This window comes from Halosegnis sp., assembly GCF_042216475.1.
Taxonomy (GTDB): domain Archaea; phylum Halobacteriota; class Halobacteria; order Halobacteriales; family Haloarculaceae; genus Halosegnis.
In genome coordinates this window covers 18,181-44,494 of sequence record NZ_JBDGTV010000010.1, presented here as the reverse complement: position 1 = coordinate 44,494, position 26,314 = coordinate 18,181, and the positions used below count along the sequence as shown (strand labels likewise).

Sequence of the window (26,314 nt, the reverse complement as noted above, 5' to 3'; positions counted from 1 at the left end):
TACAACACGCGGGACGACCCACGGGGGGTATGCACCCCTCACGTCGGCGGCTCCTCATGTGGTCGCTGCTGGCCGCCGGTTTCCTGCTTGTCAATTTCCACCGGACAGCCACTGCCGTGCTGGCCGACAGCCTTGCACGTACCTTCGACACCGACGCCGCGGGGCTGGGCCTGCTGCACGCCTCTTTCTTCTATATTTACGCCGCGCTCCAGTTGCCTGCGGGGCTAGTCGTCGACCGATACGGCCCGCGTCGGGTTGCGGCTGTGGGGCTGGGCGTGATGACCGCAGGCGTCCTCGCCTTTGCGGCCGCGGAGAGCTTCACGAGTGCCTTCCTCGCGCGGGCTGCCGTTGGTCTGGGCGGGAGCGTACTCTACGTTGCGACGCTGCGGTTCTGTGCGACGTGGTTCGACGCGACGGCGTACGCGACGATGACCGGGCTAACTATCGCCGCCGCTGGCGTCGGCGGCATCCTCGCGACCACACCGCTGGCGCTGGCCATCGAGGCGAGTGGCTGGCGGTCGGCCCTGCTCGCTGCGGGCGCCGCGGGCGGCACCGTCGCCGTCGGAATCGGGCTGTTCGTACGCGACCACCCCGGTGCTCGCATCGCTAGCGACGGCGGCGGGACGCCACCCTCGTTCGCACAGGTCGTTACAAACACGCGCCATGTCCTGAGCGAGGTCGAGACGTGGCTACTCGGCGTGATGCTCTTTTTCGTGCTTGGGACGAACTTCACTGTCCTCGGATTGTGGGGCGTCCCGTTCATCGTCGACGTGTATGGGGTATCCGTCGCGACGGCTTCCACGTACGTCCTGCTCGGCAACGTCGGCTTCGTATTTGGATCGCCAGCCTTTGGACTACTCTCTGACCGGCTGGAACGGCGGACAGGACTCATCGTCGCGGCTGCACTCGCGTTCACCGGCTCTTATGTTGCTCTGCTGGCGGCGCCGCCGCTGCCCGTCGTCGGCGGCGCGTTCTTTCTCGCGCTGTTTGCCAACGGCGGTGTCGCGCTCGCGTTCACCGTCGCGAAGGAGCGCCACCGGCAGGCTGTCGGCGGTACCGTCACCGGCGTCATCAACAGTCTCGGCTACTTCGGCGCAGCCGTCCTTCCGGCAGTCCTCGGCTATGTGCTCGACAGCTACTGGACGGGCGATGTCATCAACGGCGCACGCGTCTACACGCCACTGGGCTACCGGGTTGCCTTCGGGGTCGCCGTAGCAACGGGCGTCGCCGCCACGCTCTGTGCGCTGACGCTCCACTACCGCGAGAGCACCTCTGCCAGCGCGGCGACGTAACTTTCCCGGGTGTGGTCGAGCCGCGAGAGCCATACTTCCTGATATGAGGGATGGATGAGCGGCACAACCCGGCCGAACGGCATCTCGACTGGTTCGAGGACGCGTTCGAGGAAGCCGTCGAGTTCGCGGCCGACCAGCGCGAACACCGACTGAGTGGCGTGCTTGCCGGTCGGAAGTACCGCTGCGGGATTGACCGTCTCAAGTTCCCTCTCGAGCCAGGGCCGGCAGTTCGCCCGCTCGTCTGCTGTCGGGTCGCGATTCTCGGGCGGGTGACACTTCACCGCGTTCGTGTAGTACGCAGCCGAGACTCCTGCGTCCGCGAGGAGCGCACGCACCTTCCGGCCCGAGGCACGCGAGGTGTAGGCCGCGCCCGTTAGGTTGCCACCCTGCCAGCGGTCTGCCTCCGGTGTGCCCGCTGCCGGCGCCTCTCCGACGACAACCACGTCTGCGTCCGTTGGCCCCGTCCCCCACGAGATACGGGTGCGGGACTCACACAGCGTCGGACAGCGACGGCAGTCGTCGGCTAATCTGTACACCGCGTCATCAGGATACGACACCTCGCTGGGATCCACAGTGGTTTGTCGGCTACTCGTCAGCCGGTTCGGAGACGATATCCTCCTCGTCGGCGACCGTGTATGAGGGCAAGGGGACGAGCGTCACCGGTCGGTCAACCCGTTTGACGAGCGACTGAGAGACGCTCCCGGAGATGATTCGTTCCGTCCGGGAGTGCTGTCGCAGCCCGGTGACGAGCCGATCGGCGTCGACGCTGTCGGCGACGGCGACCATCTCCTCAGCCGGCGACCGCCCGCGGTTCAGTTGACGGGCGCGCACGTCCGCGTCGACGTCGAACACCGACTCGAAGGTTGTGAGTGCCTCTTCGCCGGCAGAGGCGGCATCCACGTCGCTGTTGGTCAGCACGTGAACCACCTCGACCCGGTCGTCCGGCGCGGCGACATCGTTGAGGAACAAAGCGAGTGTCTCGCTGGCTTCCTCCCCGTCTGTCCCGACAAGGAACGTTACCATGACGCATGAATATGACTGCGGTGATAAAAAATCCTCTTCTCGGCTCCCTCTGGCGGTCCAACCTGCGAGACCGATTCGTCTTTCAACCAGCGGCCGCCATTCGACGTATGGACCGTTTCGCCGAGGTCTCTGACCAGTACAACCCGGACGACGTAGAGCCGGGCGTCTTCGACTACTGGGCGGAGACGGACGCCTACGAGCAGACGCGCCAGCACCGCGCTGACGGCGAGGAGTTCTTCTTCGTCGACGGCCCGCCGTACACATCCGGGGCTGCCCACATGGGGACGACGTGGAACAAGACGCTGAAAGACGCCTACATCCGCTACAAGCGAATGCAGGGGTTCGACGTCGCCGACCGCCCCGGCTACGACATGCACGGGCTCCCCATCGAGACAAAGGTGGAGGAGCAGCTTGGCTTCGAGAACAAGAAGGATATCGAGGCGTTCGGGATGGAGGCGTTCATCGACGCCTGCAAGGAGTTTGCCGACGAGCAGTTGGCGGGGCTCCAGGAGGACTTCCGCTCATTCGGCGTCTGGATGGACTGGGAGAATCCCTACAAGACGGTCTCCCCCGAGTACATGGAGGCCGTCTGGTGGGCGTTTCAGCAGGTCCACGAGCGTGGGCTCGTCGAGCGAGGCAAGCGCTCTATCACGCAGTGTCCCCGGTGTGAGACTGCTATAGCGAAAAACGAGGTGGAGTACCACGAAGTGGAGGACCCCTCTATCTACGTGAAGTTCCCCCTTGCCGACCGCGACGGGTCGCTCGTCGCGTGGACCACCACCCCGTGGACCGTGCCGGCGAACACGTTCATCGCCGTCGATGAGGATGTCGAGTACGTCGGTGTCGACGCGACGAAAGCCGACCAGACGGAGCGGCTCTACGTCGCCGAGGATGTCCTCGAGGAGGTGCTGAAGAAGGGCCGCTACGAGGAGTACGAGGTTGTCGAGGAGCTGGCCGGCGCCGAGATGGTCGGCTGGGAGTACGACCACCCACTGGCCGAGGAAGTGCCCGACCACCCCGACTTCGAGGGAGCCGGCCAGGTGTACCACGCCGACTACGTCGAGGTGGATCGGACGGGGCTGGTCCACTCCGCCCCGGGCCACGGTCAAGAGGACTTCGAGCGCGGCCAGGAGCTGGGATTAGACATCTTCTGTCCAGTCGGCAGCGATGGCGTCTACGACGAGCGAGCCGGCGCATACGCCGGTGACTTCGTCCGCGACGCTAACGACGACATCATCGCTGACCTACGGGCGAACGGCCACTTGCTCGCTGAGGAGACGTACGTCCACGACTACGGCCAGTGCTGGCGGTGCGACACGGACATCATCTTCCTTGCGACCGACCAGTGGTTCATCACGGTTACCGATATCAAGGACGAACTGCTCGCCAACATCGACGACAGCGAGTGGTACCCACCTGACGCGCGGGACAACCGGTTCCGCAACTTCGTCGAGGAGTCCCCCGACTGGAATGTCTCCCGCCAGCGCTACTGGGGCGTCCCCATACCCATCTGGCTCCCCGAGGACTGGTCGGGGAACATGGAGGAGGCCATCGTCGTCGGCACGCGTGAGGAGCTTGCCGACCGGGCCGACCAGGATATCTCTCCCGACGCGGTCGATCTCCACCGCCCCACCGTCGACGACGTGACCATCACCGAAGATGGCAGCACCTACAGGCGAGTACCGGACGTGTTCGATGTCTGGATTGACTCCTCGGCGGCATCGTGGGGCACTCTCGACTATCCCGAGAACGAGGCAGACTTCGAGCGGCTCTGGCCGGCTGATCTCATCATCGAGGCTCACGACCAGACCCGTGGCTGGTTCTGGTCGCAGCTTGGGATGGGGACGGCCGCGCTTGGCGAAATCCCCTATCAAGACGTGGTGATGCACGGCTATGCTAACATGCCGGACGGCCGCGGCATGTCCAAGTCGAAGGGCATCACCGTCGAACCCGACGAGGTCATCGAAGAGTACGGCGCCGACCCGATGCGGCTGTTCCTGCTTTCGCGGAACCCGCAGGGCGAAGACATGCGTTTCTCGTGGGAGGAGACCGAGAATATGCAGCGGGACCTCAACATCCTCTGGAACGTGTTCCGGTTCCCGCTCCCGTACATGCGCACCGACGGGTTCACGCCCGAGTCGGTCGACCTCGCGGAGTGTGCCCTCGAAACGGTCGATCAGTGGCTGCTTTCGCGGCTCCAGACAGTTGTCACGGAGATGACCGATGCCTGGGAGCACTACCGACAGGATGAGGCGCTGGAGACGCTGCTGGAGTTCGTCGTCGAGGATGTCTCGCGGTTCTACGTGCAGGTCGTCCGCGAGCGGATGTGGGAAGAGGGTGACTCGGCCTCCAAGACGGCCGCCTACGCGACGTTTCACCACGTCCTCACCGAGACGGTGAAACTGTTTGCGCCGTACGCCCCGTTCATCAGCGAGCGCATCTATGGCGCGCTCACCGGTGATGCCGGCCACCCGACCGTCCACATGTGCGACTGGCCAACGCCCGAGGACGGGTGGCGTGACCCCGCCCTTGAGGCAGACGTCGCGACAGTGCGGGCTGTCGAGGAGGCGGGCGCGAACGCCCGACAGCAGGCCGGCCGGAGCCTCCGGTGGCCGGTGACACGTGTCGTCGTCGCCGCCAACGACGAACGGGCCGCCGACGCGGTCGACCGCCGACGCGAGCTGGTCCGCGAGCGGCTCAATGCCCGACAGGTGGAGCTCGTCGAACCCGGGGCCGACTGGACAGAGCTTGCCTACGGCGCCCGTGCGGACATGTCCGTGCTTGGGCCTGCATTCGGCGGCGAGGCTGGCGAAGTGATGGACGCGCTCAATGCCGTCACCGTCGAGACAAAAGATCTGTCGGCACTGGAGCGAGCCGTCGCCGACGAACTCGGCCGGTCTGTCGAGCTGACTGCAGAGATGGTCGAGTTCGTCACTCAGACGCCCGAGGGCGTTGAGGGGACGGAGTTCCGGGTTGCCCGCGATGATGAGGGTCCCGCCACTGGCGGGGTTGTCTATGTCGATGCCGAACTCACTGACGATATCGAGGCCGAAGGGTACGCCCGCGAAATCATCCGGCGTGTTCAAGAGGTTCGTAAAGAACTCGCCCTTGAGATGGACGACGAGATTCGCCTCGAGCTGGATGTCGGCGACGACCGGGTAGCCGACCTCGTGGCGGATTACGAGTCGCTCATCACCGACGAGACGCGTGCGACCTTCGGTGAGGTGACCAACGGAGTCCGTGAGTCGTACGAGATTGAGGGCGTGCCGGTGACCATCGCCGTCGCAGCTGTCGACCGGGCGGCTGCGGAGTGACCGGCTCGAACGACTAACCCCGCCGCTCTCTTCTACCGACCGATGAGCCGGGGCGCCGTCGTTGCTGTCGCACTGGTAATGGCGAGTCTCGTCGCTGGGCCGGCGACGGCAGCCCCCTCGCCTCTACGGGGCCCCGAGCCCACCACCGTCGAGACGACCGACACACCTGGCACCATCGAGCGGTCATTCGTCATCGGCCTGACGCCGGCGACGCCGGGAAGCGTCGAGGTGCGGCTCACTCTCGCGATACCCGATGCGGTGAGCGAACTCACGGTGACGCTTCCCGCCAACGTGAGCGTCACCCGGCTCGATGGGTTCCGGGCAACCGACGACGGGTACGAGTGGACCGGGACCGATACCCCGACGCTCACATACGATCTTCCGGCCAACCAGACGACGACCGGCGGTCGGCTTGACGGCCGTTATGCCTTCGTCGATGTCGGTGAGTGGACTATCGTCCCGACGCCGCGGGCGGGACTGTCCTACGCGCGACCACCGAACAGGCCGTAACAACCGACTACGCGACGGACGGCGCAGGTGCCGCCGGGCGTGATCTCGTCTATCTTGGCGAGTCGACCCGCTACGAGTGGACCGCCGCTGGCGAGCAATTCACACTCGTCGTCCCGGTGGCCGCGCGGCTCAGGGAGGAGCCGACGGCAGTGCTCGACTCGCTCTCGGCGGCTGCCGAGCGGCTCACTATCGGCCCCCGGGACACAGCCCACCTCGTCGTGGTTGCACCGACATCGGTCGCGTGGGGGCCTGCGGGTATCCAGACCGGTGAGCGTGACTTCTGGGTGTACGCGAATGCAACCGTCGACTCACCAGCAAATATCTGGATCCACGAGTACGTCCATACCAGACAGACCTACCGGCCGACGGCAACGACCCGCTGGACGATTGAGGGGACCGCCAAATACTACGCTGCCTTGGAGACGCTCAGGCAGGGTCGCATTGATTTCGAGCAGTTTCGACGGCATCTCGGGCGTGCAGGTCGGTACGACGGCGTCCTCGCGGATCCGACGACATGGACGGACGTTCTCGTACCGTACCTGAACGGTGCACTCGTTGCCGGTGAACTCGACCGCCGGATTCGGCGCGCCAGCGGCGGCGAGGCATCGCTCGCGACCGTGCTTCGCTCGCTGAACGGCTCCGTCGACCGTGAGACACTCCTGTCGGCCGTCGAGCGGACTGGCAACGCAAGCACGCGCACGGCCGCAGAGACGTACACACAGACGGATACCCTCCCCGACCCGTGGTCGCGGGCCGAACACGAGGCAGCGTTCGGGAGCGTTCCGGCGACGCCGACGCCAACCGCAACGGCCACGCCGACCCCAACGGCCACACCCACGCCGACAGCGACGCCCACGCGTCCATCGACCGAGACTCCGAGACGGACACTCTCAGCGACACCTTCGGCGTCGCCGTCCCCGACGCAGACCGGCGGTCAGGCTGGTGTGGGGCTTCTTGCAGCGTTAGCGGCGCTCGCGGTCGTCGGCTGGCAAGCATCGACTCAGAGGTAGTCGGCCAGCGCGGGCGCAACGCTCACGTCGCTGACAGGCCGCTCGACGGTATCGGTCGCCCACAGTCCAGCGACGCCGGCGTCTGCGAGTCGCGCGCGGGCGCTGTCGGCGAACACCGGATGGAGACAGGCGACGTAGACGGCCGCGGCCGCTCGCTCGTACAGTCGGTCGATCGCCGCCGACATGGTGCTCCCGGTGGCGACGATGTCATCGACGAGCACGACCGCACGGCCACCAGGGTCGGTCCCCGCTGGCGCTGTCGTCACTTCGCCGGTGTCGTAGTCGCGCGTCTTCTCGAAGTGATCGGTCGTGCCCGTGCCATAGGCATCTCGGACGCGCTCGGCGAGTCCGATTGCGCCCTCGTCGGGTGCGAGGAACAGTGGGTCATCGATGACCGGCAGCGCCTCCGCGAGCAGCGGCGCGGCGTCGACGGCCTCGACGGGGACATCGAAGAAGTCGCTAACTGCGGGTTCGTGTGGATTGACCGTCAGGACGCGGTCAGTCCCCGTCGAGATGGCCTGGGCGACCGCCCGTGCGGAGATGGGTTCGCCCTCGCGGAAGGCGCGGTCCTGCCGCGCGTACCCCATATACGGCAGGACGGTCACCACCTCGTCGAACGACTCGCGTGCGAGGTCCTGAAGCTGGAGCAGCTCGAGGTGTGCCTCGGCAGAGGTCGTCGCCGCGACGACGACCGCCCGGTCGCCACCAGCGTCGGGGACGCGCAGCTTGAACTCACCGTCGGCGAATCGTTCCGTCTCGACGACGGCGAGACGCTCGTCGAGTTCGTCGGCGAGCGCCGCGCCGAGCGACTGTGACGCCGACCCCGGCAGTATCATATCCGAGGCTCCACCCGTACGGTAACAAGCGTTTCCTTCACGACCTACTGACGACGGCCAGCCGGCGGCAGCCGGAGACACCGGTTGCCCGCTCGCGCCACCCCTCGCCAGCGTCCGCGAGCACAGTCCCCTCGGCGGTGACCGCATACACTGCGTTGGCCGTTGGCGCAGCGTCGACGACTGCCGGCGCGCCCATCTCGATCCACTCGCCGTCGCGCCGCTCAATGAGGGTTCCGTCGTCCGCGACGGCGACGGTCCGATTGCCACCGGTCGCGACCGCGCGAAATCCCCCCGGGCGCCGCTGCATCCACCCGTTTGCGAGCGCATACAGTCCGTCGTCGGTCGCCGCGAGCACATCTCGCCCAACGGCTACGTCGCGGGCGTCCGACAGTCCGACGTGGGTTCCGTCGAGCCGGTGAACTCCCTCGGCCGCTGCCAGCAGGTCCCCTGCGACTGCGCGCACGTCTGCGAGTTGGCCGAGGGTAGTCCAGTCTTCGCCGTCGTAGCGGGCAATCCTGTCCTCGCCCGCGGCGATTAGCCCATCCGCGAACCCGACAGCATCAGCCGGCCCGAACCCCGTCGTTTCGATGCCATCGTCAGTTGCGACGAGTGCGTCCGTCTCGGTTGCTGCGGCGACCCGGCCGTCCGCGCACGCGACGTCGCGGGCCGACTCGCGGACCGCAAGGCCGAACTCGCCGACAAGATCACCGGAGACAGACACGCGCACGAGTCCTCCATCTGCTGTAATAAAGGCGGTCTGGGCGGAGCCGCCGGCGTATACCCGCTTCTCATCGAGCGAGACATCACCGTCGGTGCTCACAGTCGCTCGCCCCGCTCGCGGTAACGCTCGTAGGTACCCCGCGCCCACGCAACGGCGCCATCCGCCGTCGAGTGAAGCAGCCCGCTCACGCCGTCGTCGTACGTTGTCAGCGCTGCGCCCTCGTCGTCGAACACTGTCAGCCCGAACGCGAGGGGCTCCTCGAGGACATGCACTTCGAGGCCGGCTGCTACCGCCTCGTCGAACGCATCGTAGCTCTCCCTGAGCGCCTCTACGGCCGGTCGTTCGACGACGATGCCCCGGTGGTAGCCCGCCTCGACGGCCTCATGGAGGTCGGGCATGAACCGCGGGACGGCAGCTGGCGAGAGCGACCGGATTTCATCGGCATCGTCGGCAAGCGAGTCGAACGTCGACAGCGGTCGCTCGGGAGCGTGGCGGTCGGCCGTCACCACCGTCGCCTCCTCAAGAAATGCCGGTGGCACGCCCGCGTCGGCTGGCACTGACGCCAGCACCGGTCGCGCGGCCGTCAGCCGCTCCAGTCGCTCCCGGTAGGTAGCATGTGTCTGTGCAGCGAGCCGGCCGCTCGCGGTCAGCGCGTACCCGTCGTCCGTCTCCCGAACCAACCCTAGCTCTGTGAGTTCCCGTAGTCCCTTGTACGCCGTCGACCGTGCCACGTCGAGTTCCTCCCGCAGCGTCCGCTGGCGTTTTGGCCCGTCGGCCAGCGCCGACAGCAGCGGCGCCCGCGTATCCAGTGCAGCGCCGAGTCCGTCGACGGACTCGTCCGGCGAGACCCAACTCATACTCACACGTGCGGCGGCGTCCACTAAGACCTGTCCGTTCGAGCCTCGAACGGTCGCTGGGTGCCGAACGACGCGTCGTCCGGTGACGTAAATCGGGAGTCGTCTTTACATAAGAGTGCCACCCGCTGGCGATTCCTGCCCTCCCCTCGTCCCTTCCGACCGACACCACTTTCTTCGCCCCCCGGATACGCCCGCGCATGAAGGTGTTCGGGTCGAGCGGCGTCCGCGGGGTGGTCGGCGAGACGGTCACGCCCGAGTTCGTTGGCCGCGTTGCCCGGGCAGCCGGGTCGACGCTGCGGGCCGATGCTGTTGCTGTCGCCCGCGACACGCGCCGTACCGGTGAGATGCTCGCGGATGCCGTCTCGGCCGGCCTCGCGGCGACTGGCAGCGATGTTCACCGGCTCGGCGTTGTACCCACGCCGGGCGTACAGGCGTACGCCGAGCGAACAGGGGTCCCTGCGCTTGTCGTCACGGCGAGCCACAACCCGCCCCAGTACAATGGCCTGAAACTCGTCGGTGCGGACGGTGCGGAACTGTCACGTGACACCCTCGAGCGGGTCGAGGACCGCCTGCTCGCCGAGCGGTTCGACGCGGCTGACTGGGCGACGACCGGCGAGTCCAGCCGTGTCACGTCGGCTCGGCGAGAATACGTCGCCGACCTGCTCGCAGCCGTCGATCATGAGCGGATTGCCGCGGCCGACCTCACCGTTGCGCTCGATCCCGGCCACGGCGCCGGAGCACTCACCTCCCCCGAGTTCTTTCGCGAACTCGGCTGTCGGGTGCTCACGGTCAACGCCCAGCCAGATGGCCACTTCCCAGGCCGCGACCCAGAGCCGGTCGCCGCGAATCTTGAAGATCTCGCGACGCTCGTCGCCACGACGGACGCGGACGTGGGTATCGCCCACGACGGCGACGCTGACCGAGCCATCTTCTACGACGAGACGGGAACCTATATCGAGGGAGACGCCAGTCTCGCGGCGCTCGCTGCTGCCGCGCTCGAGGCCGGTGACATGGCTGTCTCGGCAGTAAATGTCTCCCAACGGCTCGTCGACGTCGCAGAGCAGACAGGCGCTACCCTCGAGTTGACCCCTATCGGGTCGACGAACATTATCACGCGTATCCGCGAGCTGGTTGCCGAGGGCGAGCGGGTCCCTGTCGCCGGGGAGGGGAACGGCGGCGTTCTGTTTCCTGACTACCGGCTCGCCCGTGACGGCGCCTACACCGCCGCGCGCTTTCTCGAGCTACTGTGTAGCCAGCCGGCGTCGGCGGCCGTCGCCGATTTCGATGGCTATGCGAACGTCCGGGAGAACGTCAGCTATGAGACGGACGCCGAACGGGAAGCGATGCTCGCAGCCGCGGAGACATACGCCGAGCAGGCCGACGCAACGCCGACGACCATCGACGGCTATCGGCTTGACTACGGTGATGCGTGGGTGCTCGTACGCCCGTCCGGGACGGAACCAGTCGTCCGGGTGTACGCCGAGGCCCGGGAGCGCGGGCGAGCTCGCGACCTCGTTGATGATGTCCACGACACTCTGCTCGCGGCTCGGTCAGACTCTTAGGGCTCTGGTATCGCTGCCAGCTGCTCGGCAAGCGCCTCCCGTTCCCGCTCCAGTTGCCCCAGCGCCTGCGACACCTCACCTGCGGCCAGCCGCTCGCGGTCCGTCTCGGTGAGTTGCGACAGCGCCCGAGCCGCTTCGCAGAGTCGTTCGTAGTCGACAGTGTCGGGTACCCCTCGGACCGTCCGGAGGGCCGCCAACGTCGCATCGTCGGCGAACCGCCCGCAGACGCGGGCATACTCCTCACACTGGTAGCGGAGCGTCTCGGCGTCGGGCGGCGGATACGAGACTTGTAGCGGCGTCGCGTCGAGATTAGTGAGGTAGGTCCGGTTGGTAGCGACGTGCCGCTTCAGCGCGCCAGGGTCCTCAACGAGGTGTGAGAGTTTCTCGGCACTATAATCGGCATACTCGAGGAGCGTCGTGACAGACTCCTCGCCGACCGGTGCCGACTCGACGTACTCTGCGAGCCGGGTCGGCGGCTCACGGAAGTCAACGAGCGGGTATGCCTCGGCGGTTGCGACGACGGCAAGCGTCTTGCGGGCCGATGAGTCTCGCTTCAGCCGGTCGAAGTCGGCTGCCACCCGTTCATTGTACGCGACAATCGGCTCTCGGAGTTGCTCGACGGGCGCCTCAAGGTCGGCCTCACCCAACTCGAGGAGGCGCTCGGCATCGGCGATTCGCTCTGCGAGCGTGTCGAGGCGCTCGCGGGCTGCCCGGCGTCGCTCGCGAAGCAGTTCCTCGGCGGCCTCCCACTCCACGAGTAAATCGGCGTACTCGCGGGCGGGGTCCAGCGCCGCACGGGCCTCTTCGAAATCAGCCGCCGACAGCCGCTTTTTGTGAACGGCGTCATCGGCCGCCTCGAACGCCTCGTAGGCGGGCAACGAGTCGTCGAGGCCGGCGGTATGCTCTGCGACCCGTTCTTGGAACTCGACGTACGCCTGGAAGCCGGAGCCAGTCGCGGCTTCTTCGTTGTCGTCGAGCAACCGCCGGAAGGTGTGATAAGCGCCAGCCGTCCGGCGGAGCAGCGACTCGCCGCCCGCGTTCTCCACCCGCGAGTGGACTCGCTCGTACTCGTCAGCCGCGACCACGAGCCGGTGACGAATCCGCTCAGGGTCGGGGGCGGTCCCGGCTGTCGCGTCAGTCTCGCGGGCGTCTGCCATCAGTCCTCGTACACCTCCGCCGGGTCGAAGACGCGCTTGCCGACCGTCTCTCCCTCGAGTGTCCGGTGGAAACACGAGTGGTGGCCGGTATGACAGGCGCCGCCCGCCTGCTCGACGACGTACAGCAGAGCGTCGGCATCACAGTCGACGCGTACCTCTTTGACCGTCTGCGTATGGCCGCTCGTGGCCCCCTTGTGCCACAGCTCTTCCCGCGACCGGGAGTAGTAGTGGGCCTCGCCGGTTTCGCGGGTGCGTGCGAGCGCCTCGCGGTTCACGTATGCGAGCATCAGTACCTCGCCCGTCTCGGCATCCTGCGCAACCGCCGGGACGAGCCCATCCGGCTCAAACTCCACGTCGACGGCGTCGGCCTCGCTCATACTCGCAGTCGGCAAGCACGCCCGATATGTCTTTTCACGGTACGCCCCAGAGCACGCGCAGCAGTCGGAACAGCAGGTCACCGTACGTTACAGCGACGACTAACCCGAGGAACGTCGGGACAATGAACGGGAGCCCGGGGGTGAGCCAGACCTCATCACGCGCAACGAGTAGATCCAACCCGTCGCGTAACTCCTCGGGCGTTGTTCCGTAGGCAGTCCCCTCGAGGGCGGCGAGGAATGCCGCTGCGCCCCATGAATCTTCGTGTTCGATTCGACGGACCGCCGGCTCTGAGGCGTCGCCGCCGTCAGTCACCGGTGGCCCGGCAGTGAGTGCGCCATCGGTGGGGTCGCCTCGCTCATCCTCGGGTGGGAGCGAGGCCGGGTCGCGGTACCAATCTGGATCGGCCCGCAGGTCTGACAGCGTCGCCCGCCGCCACCGGAGGTACATCCGCAGTGCGTCTAAATCGAGGCCATCGCGAGTGAGGCCGTCGGGCGTCTCCAGCAGACTCCCGTGTTCCGTTGCGACCGCCGGCACTGAGACCGGTCTACCGACGAACGCGAGCGGGCGCAGGTGGCCGTCGAGCAGGTTGCGGGTTGCCAGCGCTAGCGGGAACGTCGCGCCCACGACTACTGCGTTCGAGAGTACAGTCATCGACAGCACACCCAGCGGCGGGCGAACGAGTGGCAGCACCGCGCCGGGGAGGTAGTAGGCGGGGAATTCAGGAAAAACGACGGCAAGCGTGATAATGGCCTTCGCATCGGCGCCGCCGAAGCCACCGACTCGCCAGAACGCGTAGCCGAGTGGCGCGACGAACCCTAACGACACACCGACATGCACGAGGAACAGTCGGCGGCGGACGGCGTCGGCTTCGAGCGCGGTGGCAGCGTCGGCGACGAGTAAGACGAGTCCGAGAGCAACCAGCGGCACCCACAGCTCGTTGCGTACGCGCCGCGTCTGGACATCGCGGTAGGCTGCCAGCGCGAACACGGGCAGCGCGAAGAGTCGGCACAGCGCTGTCGTGCGGCTAGCGAACAGCGTGTCGAGCGTGGCCGCGAGGCTCACGACTCTACTGGTTGCGGGCCTGTATAAGTGGTTGTGGGTCTCGCGAGCGAAACGGTAAGGAGAGCCCGACTAGATGACGCGGTTCTGCAGGTAGTCGAGGTGTTTGGCGTTGTAGACGATCTGGACGGTGTCGGCAGCGGGCGAGCCGATACACGTCAGCCGAACGTTCTTCTCCTCGACCTCCTCGTCGGAGAGAATCTGCTGCATGTCCATGTCGATATCGCCCTCGGTGACGATGGCTGCGCAGTTCGCGCATGCACCCGCTCGACACGAGAACGGCCAGTCGAAGCCCTGCGCTTCTGCCGCCTCGAGAATATACTCGCCCTCGTTGACGTCGAGGGAGCCATAGTCTTCGTCACCGAGACCGGCGTCGGCGGCCTTCTCGAAGAGGTCGTCGTCGTCCATCTCCCAGCCGTGGTCGTCCAGCACTTCGTAGTTGAGGTATTCTACCGTTGGCATCACGCCGAGATAGGGCCTCGCCCGTGTTAAAAGTCGCCTTTTGCGGGACGCAGCGACTCCCGGCCGGCAGCGGGCTATAGCACTGTTGAGAAGACGATGAACGAGGCAAGCGCGGAGATGGTTGGCGTCGCAATCCAGAGCACGACGACCCGCGCAGTCGCCGAGGGGTCAAACAGGTCGCCTCCGGTGAGTTCGCTCGGGTCTTCGTCGCCGATGGCCGGGACATCGGCGGCACCTCCCGCACGCTCGGCGGGCAGCGCGACGCCGCCGGCCCCCTCCGCCAGCGGCTCGTCGCCCTCACGCATCGTCCGGGCGGCCTCCGAGAGCCGGGTCGTCCGCGTTGCTCGGCCCCAGCCTAGCCCGACGATACACATCGTGGACGAGACCGCCAGCGATGCGGGGATTCCGATCTGCGAGAGGAACGTGATGAGACTCGCACTCACGAGCTCGACAATAAGTGCCGCGAGCAACGGGAGGTCGGTCAGGCCGGTGCCGACCGTGTCCAGCGTCCGACGGGCGATGGTGAATGCGCCGACGCCGATTGCGCCGCCGGCCAGCAGCACGCCGGCATCGATGGAGAGTGCCCCGCTGCCGACCAGCGGTGCGACGGCGTTCGCAACGTTCGATGCCCCAGCCGAGAACGCCATGTAACATCCGATGGCGACGACCAAGAGTCGCGTCGTCGCTGCCTTCAGTCCGGTCGCCTCTTCGAGGCCGACCCACGCGTCCAGATACACGTACAGGTACCGGCCGATGACGGCACACACCCAGAAGGCGATGAGCGGCGCGACGAGCCACCACGAGACGATGCGGCCCATGACATCCCAGGCGAGCGAATTTGACGCTAACCCCAGGCCGGCGATAGCGCCGACTGCCGTCATGGACGTTGAGGCCGGGACGCCGAACAGGTTCGAAATCAGCAGCGCCATGCCAATAAAAAAGAGGATTGCGACGCTGGCGAGCAGTGAGAACTGCGATGCGGGGACGATTTCGCCGCCCATCGTGTCGATGACGTTGCGGCCGACGGTCCAGCCGCCAAGCAGCGCAAAGACGGTCATCAGCGCGGCAGCGACCGTCTTGCCGAGCGTCTCGCTGCCCACAGCGGGGCCGAACGCGACGCCCGTTGAGGACCCCCCAATATTGAAGCCGACGAACGCAGCGACGGCGAGCCCAACCACGAGTAGCACCGACAGCATACCGGAGTGGTGGACGGCCCGCCGACTTAAGCGCCGCGCGAGCGAACCCGGGTGGCTTTACCTGCCCGTCCCCAGCCGCCGATATGTTCGAGGGTTTTGAGGTGATTCCCGCGGTCGACGTCCAGGACGGCCAGGTCGTCCAACTGGTGGGCGGCGAGCGCGACACCGGCAAGACATACGGCGATCCCGTCGAGGCGGCCCGCCGGTGGGTTGAGGCGGGCGCTGAGACGCTCCACCTCGTCGATCTCGACGGTGCCTTCGAGGGCGAACGGGCCAACGCGGCCGCCATCGCCGCCATCCTCGAGGCCGTCGACGTCGACGTGCAGTTGGGCGGCGGCATCCGCACTGCGGAGGATGCGCTCGGCCTGCTCGAGACAGGGGTCGACCGGGTCATTCTCGGCACTGCAGCCGTCGAAACGCCTGATCTCGTCGCCGATATCTCCGAGGTACACCCCGGGAGTGTGATGGTGAGTCTCGACGCGAAAGAGGGGGAGGTGGTCGTCTCGGGCTGGACCGAGGGGACCGGCCTCGATCCTGCGACAGCGGCTGCTCGCTACGAAGAGCTCGGCGCAGGCGCCATCCTGTTCACCAACGTCGACGTGGAGGGACGACTGGAAGGGGTGCGAACGGATCCGGTCGAGCGGGTTGTCGAGGCCGTCGACGTGCCGGTAGTTGCATCCGGTGGCGTGGCGACGCTCGCGGATGTCCGGTCACTGCGGGCCGCGGGCGCGGCCGCTGTCGTCGTCGGGACGGCACTCTACGAGGGCCGATTTACGCTGGCGGCCGCTCAGTCTCTATAGGTACAGCAACGGGCCAGCGCGTAGCCGACCGCGCCGGTGAGCGCCGCGCTCGTCGGCGAAGAGGCGGACAGCTGCGAACTCGCGCGAACGACGGCCCGCCCGAGCGACGGCGCGATAGCTTGGAACACGACCGTTCGAAGTTCCTCACGACACCTATACCCGTCACCTCTCCTCGCGTTTTGAGAACGCCGGTCAGGCACAACGGTCTTGTCTTCGCCCTGAGAAGCGCCGGTATGACCGACCGCACGGCGGCCGTAACTCGGGAGACGGCCGAGACCGATATCGAGGTGATTCTCGATGTCGACGGCGACGGAGATGCCACCGTCGACACCGGCGTCGGCTTCTTCGATCACATGCTGACAGCCTTCGCCACCCACGGCCTATTTGATCTGACCGTGCGGTGTGATGGTGATCTTGCCATCGATGACCACCATACCGTCGAAGATGTCGCTATCACGCTCGGGCAGGCGTTCGACGAGGCACTCGGGGACAAACGCGGCGTCGTCCGGTATGCCGACCGACGGGTACCGCTTGACGAGGCTCTTGCGACCGTCGTCGTAGACCTCTCTGGCCGTCCCTACTTCGTGTGGCGCGGCGAATTCTCCCAGTCAGCTGTCGGCGAGTTCACCAGCGATATGGCCCGTCACTTCTGTGAGTCCTTCGCGGCTCATGCGAATCTCACGCTCCATGCTCGCGTCGAGGGGCGGAATGCCCACCACGAGATCGAGGCGCTGTTCAAAGGACTGACCCGCGCGCTTGACGACGCTACCCGGGTCGACGAGCGGCGCGGCGACGCCCCGAGTACCAAGGGGACGCTGTGAACCGCCTCGGGGTCAGGCCCCGAGGCACTCGGCCTGCTCCACCTGTAGACGCCACTCCCTCTCTGTCTGCCATCGGCCGCCCGCACCACTGGCTCGCATGTCGGACGAGACGTGCACAACAATCGTTCAGGCATCACGACATACAAACAAGCATCATCCACTGAGGAATCGCAGCGTTCGATAGCGTTGGGTCGAACAATTGTTCCCCCGATAGGCGTTCGCCGTGGCCTGTCGGCGTCTCCGCAGTAACCGCGCGGTCAGGGTCACTCGCGCCGCTTCGGCCGGTCATCGACGAGTGCGACCGACGTGTGTGGCTCGACCGGTAGGAATCGGCGGACCGTGAGCGGCGTGTCGGGATGTCCCGTGTGTTTCTGCCGGCTGACCGGACGCTGGGGCTGCCGCCTGCCAACGAATTGGCGAGTCGCGACTGGCTAACGACCGTCGCGGACGGGACCTCCGTGGTTGCCTCCTACGACGGCGACGTCATTGGTCACGCACTGTTCGTCCCCATCGAGGCCTCGCGGTACGCACTGGCCATTTTCGTCCGGCCCGGCTACCAGAACTCGAGTATCGGCGCCGCGCTGCTCGCGTCTAAGTTTGTCCGTGTGTGCTCAGCCGGCGAGACGGCCATCACCCTGACCGTGGATCGATGTAACGAGCGTGCCCTGCATTCTATCGCGCGCACGGGTTCGCGCTCAAGTCGACCGTTGAGGGAACAGTCGCGATACGTCGCGACCTGTGAGGCTACGGGTCGCGTATCTGGTCCTGCGAAACGGTCAATCGATCGTGGGCGTCGGCGTGCTCAAGCGCCGCCTCGACAGCCGACGCCTCGAGGTCGTAGGCGCCCGCGGCCATCTCAACTGCCTCCTCCCGGGCGAGCGGGAACTCCCGGCTCTCGAGGAAGCGCATCACCTTCCGGTAGCCTTTCGGGACACGCGAGGAGGTGCCTGCGCCCGTCGCGGCCATTGATCCCGCCCGTTCGTCTTCTGTCTCATCGGCGTCGATGTCGGCGCTCTCGTCCGCCTGTTCGCTTTTCCCCGTATCCTCGACCTCCGGCTCCACGTCCGTCGCTGCCGCGTCAATGAGCGGGTCGAGCACGGACGCGAGCCGGTCGCGACAGCCATCACACAGTATCATCCGCTTCCCGTCGCCGTCGGGGTCGTGTTCGGCCGGGAGCACCTCGAAGGCGCCCGACGCCGTGTTGCCACAGAAGTCACAGCCTGAGACCTGACGCATACCCGGACCTCAGCACCGGATGAGTAAACCGTAACGGCACTGGGGCGGAACGCACAAACCACAGCGTGCCGACCCTCCAGGCATGTTCGACGAGATTATGGCGAAGTTCGCCGACTCGCCTGGCCAACGGGCGGTCGTGCGGCTCCTCCTTGAGCGGGGGTTCTCGGTGAACGAGGAGGGGAGAGTCGTCTCCGGCGGCATCGAGATTCCCGACACGGGCATCGCCCGTGAAGCGGGTGTCGACCGCCGAGTCGTCGACGCGACAACCGACGCCATTCTCGCGGATCCCGACCTTGAGCGGGTGTTTCGCAACATCTCAGCTATCCCGTCACTGATGGACCTCGCACCTGTACTTGGGCTGTCTGTGCTGACGGTACAGGTGGTCGACGAGACGCAGGCGGGCATCGTCGCTGAGGTGACGACGGCCATCGCCGAGCAGGGCATCTCGATTCGACAGACGATCTCTGAGGATCCCGAATTCACCGACGAGCCGAAACTGTACGTGATTACAGACGAGCCGCTGCCCGGAGACTTGGTCACTGAACTCCAGTCGCTGTCGTTTGTCCGAAAGCTGGAACTCGAATGAGCGCTCCCGAGCCGTATCGGACTGTCGCGAGCCCCGCCAGGGCCGCGTTTACCGTCCGCGGCTCGGAGTTTATCGGTCACGTCCGGCCAGTTGAGACGACCGAAGCCGCCGAGGCGTTCATCGAGACGATACGCGGGAAGCATGCGGACGCTACCCACAATGTTCCTGCTTACCGGGTGCGGGCGAGTCCCTTCCGCGAGTACGCCGACGACGACGGCGAGCCGTCCGGCAGCGCTGGTGACCCGGCGCTCAACGTGCTCCAAGGCGAGGGTCTCGAGAACATTGCTGTTGTCGTCACTCGCTATTACGGCGGGACGAACCTCGGTGTCGGCGGGTTAGCGCGTGCCTACAGCCAGGCAGTGAAAACTGCTGTCGATGAGGCGGGCATCGTCGAGCGGACACCCCATGAGCGGCTTCAGGCTGTCGTCGACTATGACGACTCTGGGACGGTTCGAAGCGTGCTGGAATCGGCGGACGTCGACTTCGAAGCCGAGTACGAGGCGCGCGTCAGCTTCGAGGTGCAGGTTCCAGTCGCAGATGCGGCTGCCCTCCGGGACCGACTCCGTAGCGCAACCGGCGGCCGTATCGAACTCGACTGATAATCACCCAACGGCGCGGTGTCTGACGCGCGTCGTGCGCCGCTTCCGATGGAGGTGTCTTTCCGTCGCCGTTGGGCGAATCTGCGGGTGAAGACAGGGGGTTGACCGCACTCGACCAACCGTCGACGTAGTTGTGTCTACCGAGGTAGCCTACCTGAAAGCATCGACTTGTGACCGTCAGCCGAGCCGGAAGGACGGTTCGTCTTCCTCGGTGTCGCCGTCGAGATCCTCCAACTGGATGACCTCGTCGTCGTCGGCCTCCTCGACCTGCTCGGAAAGTTTGGTGACGTATCGCTTGTATTCGTCGAGCTGTTCGCGCAGGTGTTCGGCCTCGAGTTCGAGCCGCTCGTGCTCGCGCACGAAGCTCTTGGGCACCTCCACTTTCGGGGGGAACGACTCCGTTTCCGAGGACGTCGAGTCGTTTATCTCGTGTTCCGGGACGACCTGTACCTTCCCGTCGTGGGCAACGAGCGTCTCCACGTAGTCGCGGAACACCGCCGATAGCGAGATATCACGCTCCTCTGCGATCTCACGCAGGGTCTCAAAGGAGTCTTCGTTGACCCGGAAGGAGATCGTCTTGTTCTTGTTGCCCATCGTGTCATCGTGTCGACCGCCCACACTTATAAACGTTCGTCAGACGCTCGCATGCCAGGCCGACTACAGTGGGGTGGGCGCAGGGGGCATCTCTCGCTTGTGGGCGCTCTGCTCGTACAACTCGACGACGCGATCGACGGCCGACTCGGGGACAGCAAGCGTCTCGACGGTGGCGTGTTTCGAGAGTGGCCCGTCGACGTGGAGTGCGAGAATTGCGTCGAGGGTATCGTAATTGAGCCCCATCTCTGCCTCATCCGTCTGACCCTCCCACATCTCGGCGCTGGGCGGCTTCTCGACGAGGTCCGTTGGGACGTCGAGGTGAGCCGCGAGCTGGCGAACCTGCCGTTTGTAGAGGTTGCCGATAGGATTGCAGTCGACGGCCTGATCGCCGTACTTCGTGTAGTAACCCGTCAGCGCTTCTGAGCGGTTGCCCGTGCCCAGCACGACCCGATTCTCGGTGTTGGCAACGAAGTAGTTGAGTACCGCGCGCGTGCGAACACGGACATTACCGAGCGCAGTCCTGTCGTCAGCGCCCTCCGGGTAGGCGTCGACGAACGCATCGACAATGGGAGTGACATCGAGCACGTCGTACTCGATATCGAGCAGCTCGGCGACCCGCTCTGCGTCGCTCATGTTCTCGTCGGTGTTGACCTCGCTCGGCATCACCAGCCCATGAACAGCGTCGGGGCCTAACGCCTCTACGGCGAGGTGAGCAGTGAGCGTCGAGTCGATGCCGCCCGACAGGCCGACGACCGCGCCCGTCGCGCCGGCGTCGTCGACGACGCCCTCGATGAAGGCGGTGATATGTTCGCGGTGGCGGTCCAGTTCCGTCTCGGAAAGGTCGAGTGTGACGGGTGTGCCCTCGACCAGCGGCTCGGAGATACTCATCACCTGTGTTCGGGCCGGGAGTGACAAATACGTGCCGCGAGGGGGTCGGTTCCTGCACGTTCGTCCGGTCGAAACGCTACGTTGAAGTGCGACGCTGGGGTAAACTCTGGCGTTGGAGGCGTGCCGTTGGTCCAGTGGTAGGACATTAGCTTCCCAAGCTAATAGCCCGGGTTCAATTCCCGGACGGCACACTCATTCGATTCGCTGCTCTTCCTCGACCGTTCGCTCGCTGTCGACGTTGCCTGTATTTAGCGTCCCAGCCGGCTCGAACAGGAGGACATGACACTCTTCGTCGGCGACAGGCTGGTGGTCGACGCCAGCGGGAACGACATGAAACTGGCCGGCGGTGAGGTGAACATCCGTTCGGTCCCGGAAGCGGATGGTCAACTCCCCTTCTTGGACGAGGAACAACTCGTCGGCCGACTCGTGGTGGTGCCAGTCGAAGGTCCCCTCAAGACGGGCGAGCTTCACGTGCTGGCCGTTGAGTTCAGCGGCCACATGTGGCGACCAGAACTCCTCGATGCGGGCGAACGCCTCGGCGAGGTCAACGACCATGTCGGTCCAAGGGCCGGGTCCCACTCGACTCTACCGGCGCTCGAACGACCGGGTCGCGACAAACGCGTGGAGCCGGGCGGTTGCGTCGGCATCGAACCGGAGTGGCCGCCGCCACCAGGGGCCCTTGCCCGAGTCGCTCGACAGGTCGGTAACGACCCGGTTTGCGGCCGTCCCGCCCGTTGGGTCTGACAGCGGTACCGCCCGCTCGAAGAGTCCGCCTGCGTCGCCGTGCAGCAGGACTGCCGCATCCATCTCTGCGCGCTTCAGGTGGGCGTTGTTGGCGAAGACCGTCTGCTCGTCGGCCCCAAGCGCGTCGTAATCAGTCACTGGGTCGCGCGCCAGCCGGAAGCCCCCCACGAGATAGGCGCCCCACTCTGGTGGCTGCCATCCGGCGGGGTCGTCAGCCGTCGCGAGCGTCGCATAAAACAATGCCCAGTCGCCCCGCTCGAGGTCCGCGAGCGGCCGCGCCTTCACACCGTGCGGGTCGCCGTAGGTGTGTCGCTCGCAGTAGGGGTAGCCAGCGAACTCTGGATCGAGGTGAACTGACGTCTCCCACAGCGGCTCGGGAATCTCCACTGGGAGGTGGGCCGCGAGGTCACCGTACGTCGGCACAGGTTCACGTGTCGGCTCCGACTCCGGGATGGGGACGAATGCGAACCGACCGTCTGCGAAGACGGGCCCGCGGAAGCCGGGTTCGTTCGTGTTCGCGCCGATGTTGACCGCGACGGCGCGGCTCATGGCTGCACTCCCGCGGTGGGTCGCGACCGGAACACGTCGGACGGTTGGCTGTGGTTCACTAAACTTCGTGGGATGGTCGGCGCTGAGCGGCGCGTCGACCGATGATGTTAACCAGAGGGTGTCAAACATTATTTACATGGAGAACGACCTGCGGCGCTGGCGCGCCCGACGCGGCCTGAGCCAAGGTGATCTCGCCAACGCGGTGGGCGTCTCCAGACAGACGATAAACGCCATCGAGCGCGGCCGTTCGGATCCGAGTCTCGCGCTCGCGTTCGAGTTGGCTGCGGCCTTCGACTGTGATGTCGAGACGCTGTTCGACTACGAACCGTCTGCCGCTACTGTCTGACGGTGCCGCCGCGCGGCGACCGTACCGCCGAGGAAGACAGTGCCGACGTCACGAACGTGCGTCAGCCTCACTGTGATTATCTCTTGGTGAGAGCGGCGAGACAGTCGGCTGAATCGCGGTCGATGTGGGACTGAGCGGGCAGCCTGTCGTGTTCGTCACCACAGACAATACCGACCGCCTCGAACTCGCGTCGCGTATAGCTATCCTCGCTTCTTTCGAAGTGGTGGCGATACCACACCACGGTCGCCGTGTGATTCAATCGAACGCTGCGAGCGCCTCGTCGACGGCTGTCGACAGCCGCGCTACGGTTGCCTCTTCGACCGGCCGATAGGGTGACCGGACGCGGCCGGCGGGGGCGCCGCGGGCCCGCATCGCCGCCTTTAGTCCCGGGATTCCGTACTCGGTGGTAACCAGCTCATTCACCTCCAGCAGCGCCTCGTCTGCCGCCCGAGCGTCCGCCCCCGACCGGCCGTAGACCGCCGCTGCCACCTCTGGCAGAACATTCGCTACCGCAAGGACGCCGCCGGTCGCGCCGGCCGCCAGTGCGTCGGCGTAGACGCCGCCGCTGCCGACCAGCATCTCAAAGTCGTCAGGGACCCGTGCGAGCGTGCGCTTGAGTGCCGCAATATCTCCCGAAGAATCCTTCATACCGGCGATGTTCGGATGGACAGCGAGGTCACCCACCGTCTCCGGGGCCAGTTGGGTCTCGGTGTACGCGGGGACAGCGTACAGATACACCGGCACCGGACTCTCGTCGGCCACCCGACGGTAGTAGTCGGCGAGCGCCGCCTGGTCGTGGTTGAAATAGTACGGCGTAACGACGAGCACGGCGTCTGCGCCCGCCTCGGCTGCGTCCCGCGTATAGGCGAGTGTCCGTCGCTCCCCCTCAGTCCCGGTCCCCGCGAGCACAGGTCCGTCGGCAGCCTCAGCAACCGTCTCGACGACCGCTGCTCGCTCCTCGCGGGTGAGCAGCGGTGCCTCGCTGTTCGAGCCACACGGGACGATGAAGTCGACGCCCCGGGTCTCAACCCACTCCACGAGCGCCGCCAGCGCATCGTGGTCGACGTCGCCCGTCTCGTCGAACGGCGTCGCCAGCGGCAGTCCGGTGCCTTTCATACCTCCGGGTGGCGCGCCCGTCGATATAAGCCGCCCGGAGCCGGCGATGTCACGCGGTCGTCTGACGCGGTTTTAAGAGCTATCACCGTCAGCCCTCGTGTGGGCGCGCACCGACGGCCTCATTTCCCCATCCTCCCCACGCGCGCCCGGTTTCAGGCCTCGCCCGTCAGATACGATCGGACTCCGTCAAGTGAGGTCCGATCCGTGATGACCGCCAGCCTGTCGGCGGCCGCGAGTTCGTCGCTCGGCAGCGGCACGTCCATCGCGGCGCCGTGGTGGCCATGGGCGTACACCCGTGCGTCGCCGGGCAACTCTAGCGCAACCACCCGCTCACCGACGCGCGGCGACCCATCCGGCACCTCGACGGTGGCTAGCGTGAGATTCTCGGTGACGTCCGCGAGCACGTTGAGACTCCCGCCCAGCAGGGCCGTCTTCGCGCCCGCCGCGCCCAGCCGCTCGGGGTAAATTATCTCGTCAACATCCTCTGCGTACCGCTCGTAGATTTCCTCGCGGTAGTCCTCATCGATGCGAAGCACCGTCCGACAGCCGTGTTCTCGTGCGATCATACAGGCGGCGAAGTTCGCGTTCAAATCGCCCGTCAGCGCTGCCAGCGCGTCGGCTTCGACGACACCCGCCTGCTCCAGTACGGTTGCGTTCTCGCAGTCGCCCTCGATGACGTCGAAACCAGCTGCGCGGGCGCGCTCTGCCCGTTCTGGGACCACCTCTACGACGGTAACGTCGTGGCCCTCAGCCTCAAGATCGCGGACGGTGCCGCGGCCGACCCGCCCGTAGCCGACGATAATGAACTTCATGTGTCGTCGTATGCCACCACACCACAAAAGGATACGCCCGCTGTCCTGCGTCGAACCGGCTGCCGTCTTGTCAGGCCGCGCGCCGCTCTTTCGCCTTCGGGCGGAGCTTTCCGTAGCCGCACTTGCGACAACGGTCGGCCCGTTGTGCGTTGCGCGCGTTACAGCGCATGCAAATCATCTTCTCGAGCGTTCGCGCCTCTGCCTTCTCGAATTTGGCCATGCAACGGGTACCGCCAGCGCGCTGTTAAACGTTGCGAGTGGTCGAAGCGAGGCTTTTGTGGCTCGGGCCTCTCATAGGGGCGTGCGACGCTACGACGCGCTGTGTGACCTTCCGCTGGTCGTCGAGTCGCTGTCCGTCTCGCGACACGAGCGGGCGGTCTCGAGCGGCTTTACCCGCCGGACGACAACGGTCGAACTCGCCGGCGACGGTGCCGTTGGGCGCGGTGAAGATGTCTGTTAGGAGCCGGCCGACCACGAGCCGTATCCCGATCCGGCCCTTGCAGGCGAGTACACCATCGACGGTTTCTCGGCAACGCTGGCCGAGACGGACTTGTGGCCGGAGCCACCCTCAGCCGAGCACGCGCCCGCGTTCCGCCGGTGGGCCTTCGAGTCGGCCGCGCTTGACCTCGCCCCAAAACAGGCCGACACGACCCTTGCGGCCGCGCTCGACATCACCCCCGAACCGATCCGGTTCGTCGTCTCGACGCGGCTCGACAGCTTCGACCGTATCGAGCGGCTGCTCGCGGCGAATCCCCAAGCGACGTTCAAACTTGACCCGACCCCGACGTGGTCGGATGACTTGCTCGCGCAGTTGGCTGACACCGGCCGCGTCCACGTGCTCGATCTGAAGGGCCATTACCAGGGGACTGACGTGGATGTCCCTGCGGACCTGGAGTTCTATGAGCGAGTTGCGGATGCCTTCCCGGAGGCGACGCTTGAGGATCCCGCAATCACCCCCGAGACACGGTCGTTCGTCGCCCGCGAGCGCGAGCGGGTCGCGTGGGACTACCCGATTACCAGCGTTGAGGCGGTCGAGTCGCTTCCGGTCGACCCGGCCGCGCTGAACGTGAAGCCTTCGCGGTTCGGCACCCTCGCAGCGCTGCTGGACACGGTCGATTACGCCGCCGCCAACGGTATCGACTGCTATGGCGGCGGCCAGTTCGAACTCGGCGTGGGTCGCGAGCAGGCACAGGCGCTGGCGGCCGTCTGCTACCCGGACGCCGCAAACGACCTAGCGCCGCCCGCGTACAATGACCCCGAGCCGACTGGCCGACTTCCTCGGAGTCCACTTTCCCCGCCGGTCGGCTTCGGCCGACGGTAGCTACCCGCCGCGGTCCAGATACTCCTGTTGGACGGCGACGACTGCTGCCGAATCCTCGCAGGCCGCGTACCGTTCCAGCGGCTCCGCGTTCAACTCGAGGAATGTGTGGCCCCACCGGAACTTCGACATGAGCCGCTCGGCCTGTTCGCGCTCGCCGAGGATGTAGCAGGCGGCCGCGAACGCCTCTGCGGTGTTGAGTCGGAACGGTCGGCCGTGGCTGACGGGGTTGCCCGCCACGAGGAAAGGGAGCGCGCGGTGGGGGCCCTCGAGCGTGAATGCCTCTGCGTCGGCCGTCTCCCACGAGCAGTCGAGCGCCACGAGTCGGTCGGTCGTGTCCGCCGGTGAGAGCGCCTGCTCGGCGTGCGGGTCAAGCACGACGCCCGGCGGCACCGTCCGGGCCGACCGGTGGAGTTCGACCATGTCGAAGCGCGCCAGCTTCCGAGCCGTGCACTTCTCTGGGTCGTCATCTCCCTCGTAGCGGACGTGCAGGTCCACGGCAGTAGTTCAGTCCCAGCGATTAAAAAC

29 protein-coding genes, 1 tRNA gene and 2 pseudogenes are annotated in these 26,314 nt (G+C 66.2%); 13 read left to right on the top strand and 19 right to left on the bottom strand.

The features are described from left to right. The first annotated feature begins 29 nt into the window (after nucleotides 1–29). Nucleotides 30–1,292 carry an MFS transporter gene (locus ABEJ63_RS07135; RefSeq protein WP_375795670.1) on the top strand — a complete coding sequence of 421 codons (1,263 nt, stop codon included), beginning with the start codon at nucleotides 30–32 and terminating at the stop codon, nucleotides 1,290–1,292. Here ABEJ63_RS07135 and ABEJ63_RS07130 read toward each other — a convergent pair. Together ABEJ63_RS07130 and ABEJ63_RS07125 are read right to left on the bottom strand one after the other, a co-directional pair. Then, nucleotides 1,256–1,864: a uracil-DNA glycosylase family protein gene (locus tag ABEJ63_RS07130; RefSeq protein WP_375795669.1), complete on the bottom strand. Its 609-nt coding sequence runs from the start codon at nucleotides 1,862–1,864 to the stop codon at nucleotides 1,256–1,258. The two genes, ABEJ63_RS07135 and ABEJ63_RS07130, sit on opposite strands and share 37 nt — an antisense overlap. Before the next feature lie 13 nt (nucleotides 1,865–1,877). Continuing rightward, complete coding sequence (locus ABEJ63_RS07125; RefSeq protein ID WP_375795668.1) at nucleotides 1,878–2,315, bottom strand: universal stress protein; 438 nt, start codon at nucleotides 2,313–2,315, stop codon at nucleotides 1,878–1,880. Between the two features lie 107 nt (nucleotides 2,316–2,422). On the opposite strand from ABEJ63_RS07125, the gene ileS reads away from it, so the two are divergent. The 3 genes from ileS to ABEJ63_RS07110 are packed head-to-tail and all read left to right on the top strand — an operon-like array spanning nucleotide 2,423 to nucleotide 7,149. Continuing rightward, nucleotides 2,423–5,629, top strand: a complete 3,207-nt coding sequence (gene ileS, locus ABEJ63_RS07120; protein ID WP_375795667.1) for an isoleucine--tRNA ligase — start codon at nucleotides 2,423–2,425, stop codon at nucleotides 5,627–5,629. A gap of 42 nt (nucleotides 5,630–5,671) precedes the next feature. Next, nucleotides 5,672–6,139 (top strand): hypothetical protein, encoded by a 468-nt coding sequence (locus tag ABEJ63_RS07115; RefSeq protein ID WP_375795666.1) that lies wholly within the window; start codon nucleotides 5,672–5,674, stop codon nucleotides 6,137–6,139. Next, nucleotides 6,076–7,149 carry a hypothetical protein gene (locus ABEJ63_RS07110; protein ID WP_375795665.1) on the top strand — a complete coding sequence of 358 codons (1,074 nt, stop codon included), beginning with the start codon at nucleotides 6,076–6,078 and terminating at the stop codon, nucleotides 7,147–7,149. Before ABEJ63_RS07115 ends, ABEJ63_RS07110 begins: the two co-directional genes overlap by 64 nt. Here the strand turns inward: ABEJ63_RS07110 and prs are convergent. The 3 genes from prs to ABEJ63_RS07095 are packed head-to-tail and all read right to left on the bottom strand — an operon-like array spanning nucleotide 7,140 to nucleotide 9,563. Continuing rightward, entirely contained in the window at nucleotides 7,140–7,985 is an 846-nt protein-coding gene (gene prs, locus ABEJ63_RS07105) for a ribose-phosphate diphosphokinase (RefSeq protein WP_375795664.1), read from the bottom strand. The two genes, ABEJ63_RS07110 and prs, sit on opposite strands and share 10 nt — an antisense overlap. Before the next feature lie 37 nt (nucleotides 7,986–8,022). After that, entirely contained in the window at nucleotides 8,023–8,805 is a 783-nt protein-coding gene (locus tag ABEJ63_RS07100) for a hypothetical protein (protein WP_375795663.1), read from the bottom strand. Further along, nucleotides 8,802–9,563, bottom strand: coding sequence for a helix-turn-helix transcriptional regulator (locus ABEJ63_RS07095; RefSeq protein WP_375795662.1), 762 nt, complete (start codon nucleotides 9,561–9,563; stop codon nucleotides 8,802–8,804). The genes ABEJ63_RS07100 and ABEJ63_RS07095 overlap by 4 nt, the downstream gene beginning before the upstream one ends. Before the next feature lie 197 nt (nucleotides 9,564–9,760). Here ABEJ63_RS07095 and glmM point away from each other — a divergent pair, with 197 nt between their 5' ends. Next, nucleotides 9,761–11,125, top strand: a complete 1,365-nt coding sequence (gene glmM / locus ABEJ63_RS07090) for a phosphoglucosamine mutase (RefSeq protein ID WP_375795661.1) — start codon at nucleotides 9,761–9,763, stop codon at nucleotides 11,123–11,125. On the opposite strand, the gene ABEJ63_RS07085 is transcribed toward glmM, so the two are convergent. The 5 genes from ABEJ63_RS07085 to ABEJ63_RS07065 form a co-directional block, all read right to left on the bottom strand. Then, nucleotides 11,122–12,282, bottom strand: a complete 1,161-nt coding sequence (locus ABEJ63_RS07085; protein ID WP_375795660.1) for a hypothetical protein — start codon at nucleotides 12,280–12,282, stop codon at nucleotides 11,122–11,124. The two genes, glmM and ABEJ63_RS07085, sit on opposite strands and share 4 nt — an antisense overlap. Beyond that, complete coding sequence (gene hisI, locus ABEJ63_RS07080) at nucleotides 12,282–12,659, bottom strand: phosphoribosyl-AMP cyclohydrolase (protein WP_375795659.1); 378 nt, start codon at nucleotides 12,657–12,659, stop codon at nucleotides 12,282–12,284. Before hisI ends, ABEJ63_RS07085 begins: the two co-directional genes overlap by 1 nt. 34 nt (nucleotides 12,660–12,693) lie before the next feature. Further along, nucleotides 12,694–13,722 (bottom strand): prepilin peptidase, encoded by a 1,029-nt coding sequence (locus tag ABEJ63_RS07075; RefSeq protein ID WP_375795658.1) that lies wholly within the window; start codon nucleotides 13,720–13,722, stop codon nucleotides 12,694–12,696. A 69-nt stretch (nucleotides 13,723–13,791) separates the two neighbouring features. Further along, nucleotides 13,792–14,181 carry a ferredoxin Fer gene (fer, locus tag ABEJ63_RS07070; protein ID WP_375795657.1) on the bottom strand — a complete coding sequence of 130 codons (390 nt, stop codon included), beginning with the start codon at nucleotides 14,179–14,181 and terminating at the stop codon, nucleotides 13,792–13,794. A 74-nt stretch (nucleotides 14,182–14,255) separates the two neighbouring features. Further along, on the bottom strand, nucleotides 14,256–15,377 hold the full coding sequence (locus tag ABEJ63_RS07065; RefSeq protein ID WP_375795656.1) for an anion permease: 1,122 nt from the start codon (nucleotides 15,375–15,377) through the stop codon (nucleotides 14,256–14,258). An 83-nt stretch (nucleotides 15,378–15,460) separates the two neighbouring features. On the opposite strand from ABEJ63_RS07065, the gene hisA reads away from it, so the two are divergent. The 3 genes and pseudogenes from hisA to ABEJ63_RS07050 all read left to right on the top strand — a co-directional run. After that, a complete protein-coding gene (gene hisA, locus ABEJ63_RS07060; protein ID WP_375795655.1) occupies nucleotides 15,461–16,177 on the top strand; it encodes a 1-(5-phosphoribosyl)-5-[(5-phosphoribosylamino)methylideneamino]imidazole-4-carboxamide isomerase in 717 nt (238 codons plus the stop codon). Between the two features lie 233 nt (nucleotides 16,178–16,410). Beyond that, a complete protein-coding gene (hisB, locus tag ABEJ63_RS07055) occupies nucleotides 16,411–16,998 on the top strand; it encodes an imidazoleglycerol-phosphate dehydratase HisB (protein WP_375795654.1) in 588 nt (195 codons plus the stop codon). A 356-nt stretch (nucleotides 16,999–17,354) separates the two neighbouring features. Continuing rightward, nucleotides 17,355–17,660, top strand: a pseudogene (locus tag ABEJ63_RS07050) (GNAT family N-acetyltransferase); the annotation flags it as partial. A gap of 82 nt (nucleotides 17,661–17,742) precedes the next feature. Here ABEJ63_RS07050 and ABEJ63_RS07045 read toward each other — a convergent pair. Next, nucleotides 17,743–18,234 carry a hypothetical protein gene (locus tag ABEJ63_RS07045; RefSeq protein ID WP_375795653.1) on the bottom strand — a complete coding sequence of 164 codons (492 nt, stop codon included), beginning with the start codon at nucleotides 18,232–18,234 and terminating at the stop codon, nucleotides 17,743–17,745. Between the two features lie 82 nt (nucleotides 18,235–18,316). Here ABEJ63_RS07045 and ABEJ63_RS07040 point away from each other — a divergent pair, with 82 nt between their 5' ends. Together ABEJ63_RS07040 and ABEJ63_RS07035 are read left to right on the top strand one after the other, a co-directional pair. Further along, on the top strand, nucleotides 18,317–18,820 hold the full coding sequence (locus ABEJ63_RS07040; protein ID WP_375795652.1) for an amino acid-binding protein: 504 nt from the start codon (nucleotides 18,317–18,319) through the stop codon (nucleotides 18,818–18,820). Beyond that, nucleotides 18,817–19,419, top strand: coding sequence for an IMPACT family protein (locus ABEJ63_RS07035; RefSeq protein WP_375795651.1), 603 nt, complete (start codon nucleotides 18,817–18,819; stop codon nucleotides 19,417–19,419). Before ABEJ63_RS07040 ends, ABEJ63_RS07035 begins: the two co-directional genes overlap by 4 nt. 177 nt (nucleotides 19,420–19,596) lie before the next feature. On the opposite strand, the gene ABEJ63_RS07030 is transcribed toward ABEJ63_RS07035, so the two are convergent. Both ABEJ63_RS07030 and ABEJ63_RS07025 read right to left on the bottom strand, forming a co-directional pair. Beyond that, nucleotides 19,597–20,013: a ribbon-helix-helix protein, CopG family gene (locus ABEJ63_RS07030; protein ID WP_375795650.1), complete on the bottom strand. Its 417-nt coding sequence runs from the start codon at nucleotides 20,011–20,013 to the stop codon at nucleotides 19,597–19,599. Nucleotides 20,014–20,076: 63 nt separating this feature from the next. Then, on the bottom strand, nucleotides 20,077–20,901 hold the full coding sequence (locus ABEJ63_RS07025; RefSeq protein ID WP_375795649.1) for an NAD+ synthase: 825 nt from the start codon (nucleotides 20,899–20,901) through the stop codon (nucleotides 20,077–20,079). Between the two features lie 120 nt (nucleotides 20,902–21,021). Here ABEJ63_RS07025 and ABEJ63_RS07020 point away from each other — a divergent pair. Further along, a tRNA-Gly gene (locus tag ABEJ63_RS07020) sits at nucleotides 21,022–21,092 on the top strand. Between the two features lies 1 nt (nucleotide 21,093). Here ABEJ63_RS07020 and ABEJ63_RS07015 read toward each other — a convergent pair. Further along, on the bottom strand, nucleotides 21,094–21,456 hold the full coding sequence (locus tag ABEJ63_RS07015) for a cupin domain-containing protein (protein ID WP_375795648.1): 363 nt from the start codon (nucleotides 21,454–21,456) through the stop codon (nucleotides 21,094–21,096). A 30-nt stretch (nucleotides 21,457–21,486) separates the two neighbouring features. Next, entirely contained in the window at nucleotides 21,487–22,194 is a 708-nt protein-coding gene (locus ABEJ63_RS07010; protein WP_375795647.1) for a hypothetical protein, read from the bottom strand. A 136-nt stretch (nucleotides 22,195–22,330) separates the two neighbouring features. Between ABEJ63_RS07010 and ABEJ63_RS07005 the strand changes: the two genes are divergently transcribed. After that, nucleotides 22,331–22,540, top strand: a complete 210-nt coding sequence (locus ABEJ63_RS07005) for a helix-turn-helix transcriptional regulator (protein ID WP_375795646.1) — start codon at nucleotides 22,331–22,333, stop codon at nucleotides 22,538–22,540. Between the two features lie 255 nt (nucleotides 22,541–22,795). Here the strand turns inward: ABEJ63_RS07005 and ABEJ63_RS07000 are convergent, their stop codons facing one another. The 3 genes from ABEJ63_RS07000 to ABEJ63_RS06990 all read right to left on the bottom strand — a co-directional run bounded on the left by ABEJ63_RS07000 (nucleotide 22,796) and on the right by ABEJ63_RS06990 (nucleotide 24,688). Then, complete coding sequence (locus tag ABEJ63_RS07000) at nucleotides 22,796–23,656, bottom strand: dihydrodipicolinate synthase family protein (protein WP_375795645.1); 861 nt, start codon at nucleotides 23,654–23,656, stop codon at nucleotides 22,796–22,798. A 152-nt stretch (nucleotides 23,657–23,808) separates the two neighbouring features. Beyond that, entirely contained in the window at nucleotides 23,809–24,468 is a 660-nt protein-coding gene (locus ABEJ63_RS06995) for a potassium channel family protein (protein WP_375795644.1), read from the bottom strand. 70 nt (nucleotides 24,469–24,538) lie between these two features. Next, nucleotides 24,539–24,688, bottom strand: coding sequence for a 50S ribosomal protein L40e (locus ABEJ63_RS06990; protein ID WP_375795643.1), 150 nt, complete (start codon nucleotides 24,686–24,688; stop codon nucleotides 24,539–24,541). Nucleotides 24,689–24,769: 81 nt separating this feature from the next. Between ABEJ63_RS06990 and ABEJ63_RS06985 the strand changes: the two are divergent. Next, nucleotides 24,770–25,789: pseudogene (locus tag ABEJ63_RS06985) on the top strand (hypothetical protein). Here ABEJ63_RS06985 and ABEJ63_RS06980 read toward each other — a convergent pair. Then, complete coding sequence (locus ABEJ63_RS06980) at nucleotides 25,790–26,284, bottom strand: DUF367 family protein (RefSeq protein WP_375795642.1); 495 nt, start codon at nucleotides 26,282–26,284, stop codon at nucleotides 25,790–25,792. Between the last annotated feature and the right edge of the window lie 30 nt (nucleotides 26,285–26,314).